The following is a 12,910-nucleotide window of genomic DNA, read 5'->3' as shown; positions in this document are numbered from 1 at the left end:
TGTGTGATTTTTATTCAGGTAAACAGCGATTTTTCACTACGGTTGACGGCATCGTTTCTCACCGCGACTTTCGAATGAAATTTGCGCTAAGGCATTGAATGTTGCATATCGTTTAACCAAATGTTGCTTAAATGACATTACTGTCAACCAACGTAACCATCCCTTGCTTAACCATTTCAACGCTAAAAATCAGATTAATCTTACTTTCACCTCCCTTACGCCAGTACGGCGCAAAACGCAGCGAATCGGATAGCCATAATGTTTTCCGGCTGCGGTTCCATGTTAGTTTTCAAAGGGCACCATAAAGCCCGTAATACAAAAGGAGATGTATTATGATGAGATTCAAAGCATTACTCTCAATGCTGTTGTTTGGATTATCGATGAATATCGCGGCAGCGCCCCCGGAAAGGAGCAGCGAACCGGACTGGAACGAGGTGTGTCATATCCTTTGCCTGGCCGGTGAAGGCGGCGCTGCCTGCAACTGTGATCTCATTCCCTGATTGCCACCCGCCGTAGCCCCGAAGGAGATGGTAACTTCAGATGCCATCTCCTTTTTTATTCGGTGCGGCATTCTCTGGCCGACGCCTTTCCCTGAATTTCTCGGGCGAAAAAAACCGAATACGGCGCGGGCTGGTATTGATATGGTAAATATCATTTTCAGCAAAGGAGCGCTGCTTCGATATGGAATGCGAACTCACCCAGGAGAATAATGATGCCCGACATCAAAACCCTCGCCAGCACCGAAGTTTACCGCAATAAATGGATGCGCCTGCGCGAAGACCGTATTCTGCGCGCCGACGGCAATGAAGGGATCTATTCCGTGGTGGAGAAACCCGACTTCGTGGTGATTATTGCCCGCGAGGACGATGCGCTGTACATCGTTGAGCAGTACCGTTATCCGATTGGTAAACGCACCCTCGAACTGCCGCAAGGATCGTGGGAGTGCGCGCCTGACGAAGATCCGCTGCGCGTCGCCGCCGGGGAACTCCAGGAGGAGACTGGGCTGGTGGCCGGGCGTATGCGCCATGTCGGCTATCAGAAACTGGCGCAGGGCTACTCCAGCCAGGGTTACCATATCTTCCTCGCGGAAGATCTGACCCAGCATCAAACCTCGCTGGATCCGGAAGAAGTCGGCCTGACGGCGCGTAAAATAACGCTGCGCGAATTTGAAGCGCTGATCGCCGACGGCGCAGTCAGCGACGCCACGTCGGTTACCGCGTATCTGCTGGCGAAGCTGAAAGGGATGCTGGCATGAGTCGCTCTGCGCCCGCCAGCGCCATTCTTTCCCTCTATCAACGTCACGCCGCTGCGTTCGCGCAGCAACGTTCGCAAACGCTGTTTGAAAAAAGCTGGCTGGAGAAATTCGCCGCGCGCTTACCGGACAATGGACGGATTCTGGATATTGGCTGCGGCAATGGTCAACCGATCGCCGCATGGTTTATCGCCCAGGGATTTCATCTCACCGGAGTGGACGGCGCACCAGCGATGCTGGAAAGGGCCCGGCAGACTTTTCCGTCTGCGCGCTGGCTTCATCAGGATATGCGCCAGCTTGCGCTGGGGGAAACCTTCGACGGCCTGATCGCCTGGGATAGTTTTTTCCATCTTACGCAGGACGATCAGCGCCGTATGTTTGCCCGCTTTGCCCGCCACAGCCATCCAGGCAGCGTGCTGATGTTTACCAGCGGGCCGGATGACGGTATCGCCATCGGGCAATTTGCGGGCGAACCGCTGTTTCACGCCAGCCTCGCACCTGAAGAGTATCGGCAACAACTGGCGGCAATCGGCTTTCGCGTGCTGGAGATGCGGGCGGAAGATCCCGACTGTACCGGCCACACGATCTGGCTGGCTCAGCGCATGGCCTGATTCGACAACCGACGCAGGCGGCTCAGACTGAAAGCGATTGCCAGCAGCGTCGCCATCATCGCCAGCCACAACCCCAGCCGTATCGCCAGCGCTTCCTGCGTTGGCGAGCAGAGTGCCAGCATTACGCCCACCAGCGCCGCGCCAAGACACTGTCCAAAGGTGCGCACAATGGCTAACACGCCGGAGGCATAACCGCTGTGCTCGCGTGAGGCGCTGGCGAGCATCTCCCGGTTATTCGGGCTTTGAAAACAGCCGAAGCCCATCCCGCAGATCAGCCCGCGCAGGCTGATATCCCACGCCGCTGCATTTTGCGGTAGCAACGCCAGCAGCAGCAACCCAACGGCGAACAGCAATAACCCGGCAGTGGCAATCTTTGCGGGCGCATAGCGATCTGCCAGCCGCCCGGCATGCGGCGCCACCAGAATGATGCCGACCGGCCAGGCGGTAAACAGCAAAGCCGAGGTAAAGGCGCTGTAGCCATAAACATTCTGAAAGAGAAACGGCAGCGCGACAAAGGTTACGCCCTGGCTGATAAAAGAGGCCAGCGAGGTGAGCGCGGCGAGAGAGAAGCGGGGCGATGCAAAGAGGCCCAGCGGCAACAACGGTTGCGGCGCCCGCTGTTGACGGCGCACAAATGCCAGCCCGCTCGCCACCGCGATCGCAGCACAGGCCATGCCCGTCCAGGATGTGGTCGTCGACGCCATGATGGCCGCTCCCAGCATCAACGCCGAGAACAGCGCGCCCTGCACATCAAACGGCCCACTGACGCTGGCGGTTTTCCCCGGAATGACGCGCAGGGCAAATGCCAGTGCAATAGCGCCCAGCGGAATATTGATGGCAAATAACCATTGCCAGCCCAGCTCGCTCAGCAGAGCACCGCCAATGACTGGCGCAACAGCCGTGCTGGTGGCGATCAGCAGGGCGTTGATGCCGAGAATGCGCCCCAGCAGACGCGTGGGAAAAATTGAACGCAGGATAGCCGGTGCAATACTGAGCGTGGCCGCGCCGCCAATCCCTTGCAGTACGCGCATGGTCACCAGCGCTGGCAGTGATGGGGATAACGCGCACCCCAGCGACGCCAGCGTAAACAGCAGTAACCCGCTGGCAAACAGCGTGCGAAACCCCGTACGTGCGGCCAGCGCAGCAAAAATAGCCAGCGTCATGGCGGCAGAAAGCAGATAGCCATTCGCCACCCAGACGGCGTCCCCGGCGGAGACATGCAGCGCACGAGCGATTTGCGGCAGGGCAATATTCACCATCGCGCCATCAAAAACGGCCATCGTGGTGCTGGTCATCAGTGCAATCAGCGCCAGCGCGCGCTGACGACCCGCTAACCCTTCATCGCCCGGCAGGTCTGTAAACAATTCCATCATTACCTCAGGATAAGTTGTGCTTGCATTAACTCTACTTTCGCGGGATACATGGCGGAAGACGCAGCAGTTGCATTGATACAGTGCAGCAAACGCCATACCTGCTTAATCTCTATGGGAAACAACCCGCTATGACACAACCGGATCTGAATCTGCTGTTTGCGCTGGATGTTCTGCTGGCCGAAAGAAGCGTTGCCGCCGCCGCGAAAAGACTGGGGCTGAGCGCATCGGCGATGAGTCGCACGCTGAGCCGCCTGCGGGAAACCACCGGCGATCCGCTGCTGGTGCGGGCAGGGCGGACGATGGTGCTGACGCCTTATGCCGAAGCCATTCGCGAACGCACGCAAAACGCCGTTTTCGAAGCGCGGGCGGTATTGCGCCCGGCAACGCCAGTACTGGACATTGCCAGCCTGCGACAGATGTTTACGCTGCGTGCCAACGACGGTTTTGTTGAGGCCTTTGGCCCGGCGCTGATTGCGCAAGCCGCTGCCATTGCGCCTGGCGTAACGTTACGCTTCACGCCGAAAGCGGAGAAAAGCGATAAACCGCTGCGCGAAGGGCGGGTCGATCTGGAGATTGGCGTGCTGGGGGAAATGGGGCCGGAAATCCGCGTACAGGCGCTGTTTCGCGATCGTTTTGTCGGCGTCGTCAGAAGCGGCCATCCGCTGGCGCAACAGCAGGCAGTGAGCGCCGAACAGTATGTCTCGTTTGCGCACGTTATCGCCTCACGCCGCGGGCTGCTGAGCGGACCGGTGGATGAAGCGCTGGCCGATGCCGGGCTGAATCGCAACATCGCCGCCGTGGTGCCGGGCTTTCCGGCCGCGCTGGCGGTGGCGCGCGCCACGGATTTGATTGCGCTGGTTCCGGCCTCGTTCCTGATGAATAAGGCGACAAGCGAGGGGCTTTACGTGTTTGAACTGCCGGTCAAAACTCGCGGCATCACCGTTTCGCAACTCTGGCATCCGCGTTCGGAAGTGGACCCGGCGCACCGCTGGCTGCGACAGTTTGTGCTGAGCGTTTGCCGCACGTTGCGGCCAGACTGAAAAGGGGGCTTTTAGCCCCCTGACGCTTAACGACGCACCACCGTGACCTCTTTCGGTAACGGTTCAATCACCGTGGCAACAAGCATAAAACACAACACACAGAAGCCGGTCATGGTCATGAACACCGCATCCCAGTTCCAGCGATCGAGGATGACACCGACAATCAGCGGCATGCACATGCCACCGAGTTGTCCGCCCATATTGATCACGCTGTAGGCGACGGGATAGATCTCTTTACTGGCGCGGCCCATGGCATACACCGAATAGGCGGAATAGCCGAGAGAGAGCATCAGCCCGAGCATAAACAGCATCAGCGAAAGAATAGCTTTGCTTTCAGGGGCAAACACCAGCGAATACATGGTGAAAATCGTCGCGCCTGCGCTCAGCAACATCAGCGGCTTACGTCTTTTATTCAGCACCCGGTCTGAAAGCACACCGCCGAGAAAATTGCCCAGCACGGTACCGAGGAAAGGCGCGGCGGCCAGCGCGGCGGAACTGGTAAGATCGAAGCCGCGCTCGGTGATCAAATATTTCGGCAGCCACGACATCAGCACGCTGACAATGCCGACCATCGAGAAGTAGCCTAACGCCACGCCGTAAATATCCCAGCACCTGAACACCTGCTTCGAGGTGGTGAGTTCCTCCACCTGGCGGGTGCGGATCAGGGTGTCCAGCCAGCAGTAGCGAAAGCGGGCTTTCTGCGGCGCCTCTCCGGGTTGCTGCGCCTTACCCGGTAACTCGTCGCGAATGTATGCCGCCTCCTGTTCGTTCACAAAGCGGCTCTCTTCCGGTTTGTTGCGCACCATGCAATACCAGAAGATGGACAACAAAACCCCAGGAATGGCGAAAAAGACAAAGATATAGCGCCAGCCCCACGTCATGATGATCCACGCGCAGAGGGCGGGAACAATCAGCGGGCCAAACTTTGAACCGGCAAGAAACAGGCCGGTGGCGGTGCCTTTTTCTTTCGCCGGAAACCACTGATTAATGGTCGCTGTCGAGCCAATAACCACTGGCGCTTCGCTGACGCCTACAAAGAAACGCAGCAATTTCAGCACCAGCACATTATTCACCACGCCCATTAAGGCGGTAAAAATGGAGGTCAGAAACATGCCGAGCGCAAACGCATTGCGCATACCATATTTTTTAATCACATACCCGGCCGGAATTTGAAACAGCGCATAGCCAGCAAAGAACAAACTAATTAATAACCCGGCCAGGGTATTGGAGAGATTAAACTCATCCTGAATAAAGGGCAGGGCGAAACCAATATTTGCCCGATCGGCATTCGCTACGGTATAGATAACAAAGATAAAGCTCATTACCCACCACCGGTAATGCGTCATGGTGGGCTTATCCATATTATTTTTCATATTTTATTCCCGGAGAATTCAGCATTGCGGATCGTAAAAAGCAAATTCACGGTAAGTTCGGGCGCGCGATAAACTGCTTAATAACGCGGGCTCAATGGACTCACGAATTAATGCAGAAACCTCCAGCAGCGCATCGAGTGATATTCCGCAATCGAACCCCATGCGGGAAAACATATTTACCGCATCTTCCGTCGCGGCATTTCCGGCGGCGCCCGGCGCGAAGGGACAACCGCCAAGACCACCAACCGCCGTTTCAAAACGCGTCACGCCGTTTTGCAGACCAGCCATCATGTTGGCCAGCGCCATACCGTGCGTGTTATGCATATGCAGGCCAATATCGAGATGCGGGAACCGGGCGCTAACGCGTTGCAGGAGATCGGCGGTTTGCCAGGGATTTGCCACGCCGATGGTGTCGCACAGCGTAATGTGGTGAATGCCAAGATCACCGGCGAAACGGATCATCTCCAGCAGCGTGTCAGTGCTGGTAGCGCCGATGAAAGGGCAGCCAAACGCGGTGGCCAGCGACAGCGAAATCTCCAGAGCCGGATGCGCCTGGCGAATGGCGGCCAGCTCATCCAGCGATTGCTGGTGCGTACGGTTAATATTGGCGCTGTTATGCGCCGGGCTGACAGAAATAACATAATTCACATGCGAGATGTGATTCTCCACCGCTAATTGCGCTCCCCGGCTATTTGGCACCAGCACCGATGGCGTTATCGTTGGGTGATTTTCAAGCACATGTGCAATGACCTGTTTCGCATCCGACATTTGCGGGATCGCTTTCGGGCTGACCATCGAGGTTATTTCGATGTTTTTCGCACCGGCGGCGATCAGTTGATCGATAATACGAATTTTCAGTTCAGTTGGAATCTGCTGCTTAATATTCTGGAAGCCGTCTCGCGGCCCGACTTCAGTAAGATGAATAAATTTTTCCATGGTGTTGGCCTTACAGAATTCCATCGTTGATAAGCTGCTCTATTTCCGCATCGGAATAATTAAGCAGTTCTTTTAGTATTTCGTGGTTGTGCTGGCCCAGCGTCGGCGCAGGCATTCTGATAGAAGTTTTATTGTTGGAGAATTTAACCTGATTACCGGTCATGGTAATTTTCCCGGCCACCGGATGTTCAATATCGACAAACATTTCACGCGCCCCGGCAATATGCGGATCCTGAGTGACGCGGTCGATAGTGTTGATTGGCGCGGCGGGAATACCTGCCGCCAGCAGCAGCTCAACGATCTGGTCAATCGGGTGTTCGCCGGTCCAGCGCTCAAGGATGGCTTTCAGTTCAGCATGGTGGGTAACACGCGCGATATTGGTGCTGAATCTGGCATCTTCCAGCTCGCTGATTTTCAGCGTCTGTTTCAGCAGACCAAACAGCTTGTCGTTGCCGCAGGCGATGATGACGTAACCGTCCTGCGCCTGGAATGAATCATAAGGATAAATCGCTTCATAACGGTTTCCGATACGCGTCGGAATGCGTCCAGTGTTCAGGTAGATAATATTGATGATCTCCAGTGATGAGACCATCGCATCAACCAGCGCGATATCCACTTTGTCGCCGACGCCGGTTTTCAGGCGGTTGGCGTAGGCAGCAAGGACGCCGATGGCGCAGCTCATACCGCCTACCACATCGGCAATCGCTGTGCCGGTGCGGGTAGGCGGGGTATCGGCCCAGCCCGTGGTGCTCATTAGCCCGCTCATCGCCTGACCGATAATGTCGTATCCCGCGCGTTTAGCGTACGGCCCGGTGTGGCCGAAACCCGACACCGCACCATAAACAATGGCTGGATTCACCTTGCGCAGATCTTCATAACCGAGGCCAAGTTTTTCCATCACACCCGGCCGGTAATTTTCCAGCACAATATCGCTGTTGCGCACCATTTCCAGAAAAATATTACGCCCTTGCTCAGACTTGAGATTGAGCGTAATACCGCGTTTATTGCGATTAAGATTCATAAAATAGGCGCTTTCGCCATTTATTTGTGGCGCGTTTGCGCGGGCATCATCACCTTTACCCGGTAATTCAATTTTAATCACGTCAGCGCCAAAATCGGCTAACATCATTCCACAGTAAGGACCGGCAAGGACGCGAGTGAGATCGAGAACGCGTACACCACTTAATACACCAGACTTATTATTCATGCCTTTTCCTTGTAAGATGAAAATATCATTTGCGGAAGCATTCGCTTCACACAGGTGTTATTAATCAATCGGCATGCCAAAAAACAAAATGGAAAGGAAATAAGTTAACACTATGAATTTTAATGTTTTAAATTGAGACAAATAAAAAACACTGCGTCAGGCTCAATATCAATTGTGTTAGAAATATCAACTGTGATATTGATTTAATAAAACGACAACATTGAAAATTATCGCCATGAACAAGAATTCTCTGCCAAACCTTGCATTAATTACACCTTACCCGCAACTGGGCGAAATAGTCGCTGAACAATGTACAGGTATTTTTAACTGCCACGTTTATCATGGCAGCCTCGATAAAGCGGCCAACATCGCCAGAAATCTTGATGCAGAGTATTATGATGTTATTCTGAGCCGGGGAGGGACCGCGGAATATATTGAAAAATCAACGCGAATTCCGGTAGTTAAAATACTGACATCGACCGCCGACTTACTGAAATCGCTCATTCCACTGAAAGATCATCCGCAACATATTGCCTTTTTTAATTACCAGACCTACTTAACGGATGTATTACTTATTGCGCAGGCGCTGAATATCACCATCGATGAATTTGTTTTTTTATCGCACACCGATATGACCGAAAAACTGGAACAGTGTCGGCACCGCCGCTATACCACGGTGACCGGCGGTTTTCCGGTCACCGATAGCGCGAGGCAATATGCGATGCAGGGCATCCTGATCGAAAACGGTATCGAATCGGTGAACAGCGCGCTGCGTGAAGCGTTGGCGATAGTGGAAACAACGAAACGCAAAGCGCAGGATACCGCCAGGCTGGAGATCATTTTGTCGTCCATTACGGAAGGCATCATTGTCACCAATGAAAATAATGAAATTCAGGTGTTTAACCGCAGTGCAGAAAAGATTTTCGGCTTGAGTGGAACACAGGTGATAGGTAAACCCGTTGATTCAATTATTAAAAATACACGGATTAACCAGGTGTTGCTAACCGCAGCGCCGGAGATCCGCGAATTGCAGGAGCTGGATAGCACCTCCATTATCACCAGCCGGGTGCCGATATTTATGGGCAAACGCTGCATTGGCGTGGTTTGCTCCTTTACGGATACGCCGCAGATAGAGAAGGTGGAGCGTATTCTGCGCGGCAAGCTTACGAAAAAAGGGTTCAATGCCCGTTACACCTTTGACCATATCCTCACCGCCAACGGTGAAATGCAGGCGATCAAAAAGCTGGCGCAAATTTATGCCCGCACCGATTCTCCGGTGATGATTTACGGGGAATCAGGCACCGGCAAAGAGCTGTTTGCCCAGAGCATACATAACCACAGCCTGCGCAGCCGCGGGCCATTTGTCGCTATCAATTGCGCAGCGATCCCGGAAAACCTGCTGGAGAGTGAGCTTTTTGGTTATGAAGGCGGTGCATTTACCGGCGCCAGGCGGGAAGGGAAAGCGGGGCTTATCGAACTGGCGCATCAGGGAACGCTGTTTCTCGATGAAATTGGCGAGCTGCCAATGACCATCCAGAGCCGCTTATTACGGGTGCTCCAGGAGTATGAAATCATGCATATCGGCGGCAAAGACGTGATCCCGGTCGATGTCAGAATTATTGGCGCGACCAATCGTTCACTGGAGAAGATGAGCGAGGAAGGCGGATTTCGCCGCGATCTCTACTACCGGCTGAATGTGCTGCCGCTGGCGGTTCCGCCACTGCGGGAACGTCCGGAAGACATTCGTTATCTGGCCGGGATGTTTCTTTGCGAGCGGCAGGCAGAGCATCTGCTGGAGCAATTTCTCGATCTGTTCACCGGCTGGCACTGGCCGGGCAATGTCCGCGAGTTGCGTTTTATTCTTGAGCGTCTGGCGTTATTGTCAGGGGAATTTCCGGCCTATTCGCTGTATGAATTGCTGACACTGACCGGCTTTTCGCTGGCCGGCAGCAACAAACCCGCAGCAATTCATGATGCCGTAACCGTGGATCTGGACAAAGGATCGCTCAAGGCGCTGGTTCGCGATATTGAGCGGCAGGTTATTACCCTTTATCTGCGACGTTACAACCAGGATCAGCAGAAAGTGGCCCGGCACCTTGGGATCAGCAAAATGAGCCTGTGGCGAAAATTACAGCAAGATTGACGCGTAGCCATCGTTTTGCGCCAGCCAGGCCAGGCCAGGAGCTGTTCAAAAAAACAGAGGCTTTTCTGTCATGCTGAAGACACAGCCGACGACTACAATCATAACCAGAAACTGCCTGTGCGACCGCAACAGAAGCGGCTGAAATCAAGGGGAGGGTGAATGATGCGGCTGGCGTCTTACAATGTGGAAAACTTATTCGACCGCGCGAAGGCCATGAACCTGGCCGACTGGGACGAAGGCAAACCGATTCTGGAAAAGTTTGCCGCCCTGAATGCGTTACTCGGCGAATTAACCTATACCGACGAAATGAAACGAAAAATGGTGGTTTTGCTTAACGAGCTGGGGCTGAAAAAGTCTGATACTGGCCCGTTTGTGATCCTGCGCCGTAACCGTGGCAAACTGCTGACGCGGCCTACAGATGGCTCGGAGATCCGCATCATCGCCGATGGACGGGCCGACTGGGTGGGCTCGCTGGAGCTACGCGCCGCGCCGGTGGATGAAACGGCCATGCTGTTGACTGCGCAGGTGATGATTGATCTGCAGGCCGATATTCTGGCTGTCGTCGAAGCGGAAAGCCGACCCGCGTTGCTGGCGTTTAACCGCGAAATCATTCCTGCACGTAATGGCAAGCCGTTTGAGCATGTGATGGTGATTGATGGTAACGACGAACGTGGGATTGATGTCGGTTTGATGACCGCCAGCGCATTCCCGATTGAGACCATCCGTAGCCATGTTGATGATAAAGATGCCGATGGCGCGCTGATTTTCTCCCGCGATTGCCCGGAGTTTGCCATTCCGTTAAAGGATGGCAGAACGCTGCATGTGTTAGTGAATCACCTGAAGAGTAAAGGCTATGGATCGCAAAGCAGCTCAGACGCCCGCCGCCGGGAGCAGGCCGAACGGGTGAAAGCGATTTACCAGCAACGCATCAAAGCGGGCGAAACGCTGATTGCCATTGTCGGGGATTTTAACGATACGCCAGACAGCCAACCGCTCGCGCCACTGCTGAAAGATACCGATCTGCGCGATATTTTCACTCACGCAAAATTTGATAATGGCGGCTATCCGGGCACCTGGGGAAGCTGTACCGCCAATAACAAAATCGACTATATCCTGTTGTCACCGGCGTTATGGGGAACGGTAAAAAAGGGCGGCGTGTACCGTAAAGGGATGTGGCCTGGCGTGCGTCCGGCGAAATGGGAAACTTATGCGGAACTGAAAAAACCGGTCAATGCCGGTTCGGATCATGCCGCCGTGTGGGTCGAACTGGATCTGTAGGGATTTTTAATCAGGTATTGCCGCTGCGGAATAATAATCGCAGCGGCTTTATTTTATCGTTTTGAAAGGGATATGTTCTGACGCTGAATATTCAACTGCTTGCGCCAGACGCGGTTGTGTAAATATAACGCATTGGTGCGGCAAAACATGGCGCTATTAAGACATTTAACGCTACAACCAATGAAAATTAACCCCAAAAATGAACTGATAACAAACCACAGTTGACGTTCAGCGCCAAACAGAGCCGGAATAAAGGCTGTCAGAAAAAATATAATGGCGACCAGCGACGTCAGAAAAAGCGTCCATAGATAAACCTTCATCGCCGATAAAAACCCCTTTGAAATTAATACCATAGCGATGACAATGATGGCGCTATAGAGCAGTGATACAGGGATCACCGCAGCCATTACGGCATAATGCGGCAACGCCAGCCAGCTAAAAATCGCTATCCAGATAAAGGGTTGGGGGAGGGCGAAGCTAAACACCGCGAGGATCATGCTGGCAATCAGCGGCAGGCCCATCATATGCCAGCCCGCAGGGATCCCCAGCCGATCCTTTAAACGATCCTTTAATTTTTCCAGCCGTTCAGGATCATTAGTTTTTATTTTTTCTGCCACCACAGCACTTAACGTAAGGCTTCTTTTTATATATTTCATCATCTACCCATTACTTCCTGTAAAGGAAAATGACTGTATCAGACCAATAATGTACTGCCCAGAGGTTTTCATATTGCCAGGATTGCGGATCGTTCCGGTTAAGGCGCTACCGGCAAATGCTGAGGTGTTAACCAGTGCCGCCGTCAATTCACGCTGCAACGCGGTTTGTAACGCTTCTGAAGGATAACGTTTCGGGTAAAATCCTGCTTTCATCGCGGCTTTTACGCCGGTGTTGGATATCCCTGGGTTTTGCGCGCGAATAATTTCCTCGGTAATGCGTTTACGTTCGGCACGGCTTAAATTCTTCAGCCAGTTTGTTACGCTGGAAGAGGTTGCTCCTTTCATTAGCTTGTAGGTTTCCAGGGTACTTTTTAATCCGGCCCCGGCGCCAGCCAGTGAAAGGATATCCAGCGCTGTACTGGTCGTGACATACCACGATTCGCTGTCCAGCCAGGTCACCACTTCGTCATTATTGGTGGCGATCAGCGAGATGCGCCCCAGCCCGATAGCACATTGCGCCACGGTGGCTACCGTTCCGGCAGTAATGATCGCCGCCACCACGCCTGAAGCCCCGGCCGTCAGCGGTACAGCAGCGCCCGCGCCCAGTGCGAGAACGCCAGTGACGACTGCGGCTCCGCAAGAAATGGCCGTCGACGTAATTTCATTTGTCAGTGAAGGTGCCTGAATCGTCGTATTGATGGCTTGAGCGGCACTGTAAGTGGATTGAGAATTTACTTTTGTAACAATAACATGGCTGACAGTACTTTGATTGGGCGTAGCGATCCGCCGTGAAGGACGCACCAACCATTGACGCGGACCGTCCGAATAAATGATGCCGACCTGGTGAAAACTGCGGGTGCAGTCGAGTTGATTGGCCAGCGAAGTAAAGTCAAAGTCATCGCCGGGGGCCAGGCCCAGGCTGCGTGCAAGACCGTAATCGGGAAGGTTGTTACCAGCGAGTTGGCCGGGAAAGGTCATTGAGTCGCTCCATCGTTAATGTTCTTATGTATTTGAGATGTTAAGAATAAATGGCATAACGCA

Annotated in this window: 12 protein-coding genes; 6 read left to right on the top strand and 6 right to left on the bottom strand. The window is 53.8% G+C overall.

Annotation, left to right across the window (positions count from 1 at the left end):
• Positions 1-332 precede the first annotated feature (332 nt).
• The 3 genes from C0557_RS11680 (at position 333) to C0557_RS11670 (ending at position 1,863) form a co-directional block, all read left to right on the top strand.
• Positions 333-500 (top strand): hypothetical protein, encoded by a 168-nt coding sequence (locus C0557_RS11680; protein WP_208658560.1) that lies wholly within the window; start codon positions 333-335, stop codon positions 498-500.
• Positions 501-712: 212 nt separating this feature from the next.
• A complete protein-coding gene (locus tag C0557_RS11675; protein ID WP_217273293.1) occupies positions 713-1,255 on the top strand; it encodes an NUDIX hydrolase in 543 nt (180 codons plus the stop codon).
• Positions 1,252-1,863 carry a class I SAM-dependent methyltransferase gene (locus C0557_RS11670; protein ID WP_208658558.1) on the top strand — a complete coding sequence of 204 codons (612 nt, stop codon included), beginning with the start codon at positions 1,252-1,254 and terminating at the stop codon, positions 1,861-1,863. Before C0557_RS11675 ends, C0557_RS11670 begins: the two co-directional genes overlap by 4 nt.
• Here the strand turns inward: C0557_RS11670 and C0557_RS11665 are convergent.
• Positions 1,848-3,233, bottom strand: a complete 1,386-nt coding sequence (locus C0557_RS11665) for an MFS transporter (protein WP_208662917.1) — start codon at positions 3,231-3,233, stop codon at positions 1,848-1,850. The genes C0557_RS11670 and C0557_RS11665 overlap by 16 nt on opposite strands.
• A gap of 131 nt (positions 3,234-3,364) precedes the next feature.
• Here C0557_RS11665 and C0557_RS11660 point away from each other — a divergent pair, with 131 nt between their 5' ends.
• Positions 3,365-4,276, top strand: a complete 912-nt coding sequence (locus tag C0557_RS11660; RefSeq protein ID WP_208658557.1) for a LysR family transcriptional regulator — start codon at positions 3,365-3,367, stop codon at positions 4,274-4,276.
• 26 nt (positions 4,277-4,302) lie between these two features.
• Here C0557_RS11660 and C0557_RS11655 read toward each other — a convergent pair whose 3' ends face one another.
• Genes C0557_RS11655 through C0557_RS11645 form a run of 3 tightly spaced genes read right to left on the bottom strand, consistent with a single transcriptional unit; the run spans position 4,303 to position 7,792 of the window.
• On the bottom strand, positions 4,303-5,649 hold the full coding sequence (locus C0557_RS11655; RefSeq protein ID WP_253073810.1) for an MFS transporter: 1,347 nt from the start codon (positions 5,647-5,649) through the stop codon (positions 4,303-4,305).
• Positions 5,650-5,667: 18 nt separating this feature from the next.
• Positions 5,668-6,585 (bottom strand): hydroxymethylglutaryl-CoA lyase, encoded by a 918-nt coding sequence (locus C0557_RS11650; RefSeq protein WP_208658556.1) that lies wholly within the window; start codon positions 6,583-6,585, stop codon positions 5,668-5,670.
• A 10-nt stretch (positions 6,586-6,595) separates the two neighbouring features.
• Positions 6,596-7,792, bottom strand: a complete 1,197-nt coding sequence (locus tag C0557_RS11645; protein WP_208658555.1) for a CaiB/BaiF CoA-transferase family protein — start codon at positions 7,790-7,792, stop codon at positions 6,596-6,598.
• A 235-nt stretch (positions 7,793-8,027) separates the two neighbouring features.
• On the opposite strand from C0557_RS11645, the gene C0557_RS11640 reads away from it, so the two are divergent.
• Positions 8,028-9,935: a sigma-54-dependent Fis family transcriptional regulator gene (locus C0557_RS11640; protein WP_208658554.1), complete on the top strand. Its 1,908-nt coding sequence runs from the start codon at positions 8,028-8,030 to the stop codon at positions 9,933-9,935.
• Between the two features lie 162 nt (positions 9,936-10,097).
• Entirely contained in the window at positions 10,098-11,213 is a 1,116-nt protein-coding gene (locus C0557_RS11635) for an endonuclease/exonuclease/phosphatase family protein (RefSeq protein ID WP_208662913.1), read from the top strand.
• A 53-nt stretch (positions 11,214-11,266) separates the two neighbouring features.
• On the opposite strand, the gene C0557_RS11630 is transcribed toward C0557_RS11635, so the two are convergent.
• Complete coding sequence (locus C0557_RS11630) at positions 11,267-11,872, bottom strand: hypothetical protein (protein ID WP_208658553.1); 606 nt, start codon at positions 11,870-11,872, stop codon at positions 11,267-11,269.
• Positions 11,873-12,847 (bottom strand): hypothetical protein, encoded by a 975-nt coding sequence (locus tag C0557_RS11625; protein ID WP_208658552.1) that lies wholly within the window; start codon positions 12,845-12,847, stop codon positions 11,873-11,875. It lies immediately after the preceding gene.
• Between the last annotated feature and the right edge of the window lie 63 nt (positions 12,848-12,910).

Source organism: Kosakonia sp. MUSA4 (genome assembly GCF_013085925.1).
Taxonomy (GTDB): domain Bacteria; phylum Pseudomonadota; class Gammaproteobacteria; order Enterobacterales; family Enterobacteriaceae; genus Kosakonia; species Kosakonia sacchari_B.
The sequence above is the reverse complement of the archived record's forward strand: the minus strand, read 5'-3'. Positions and strand labels throughout refer to the sequence as shown.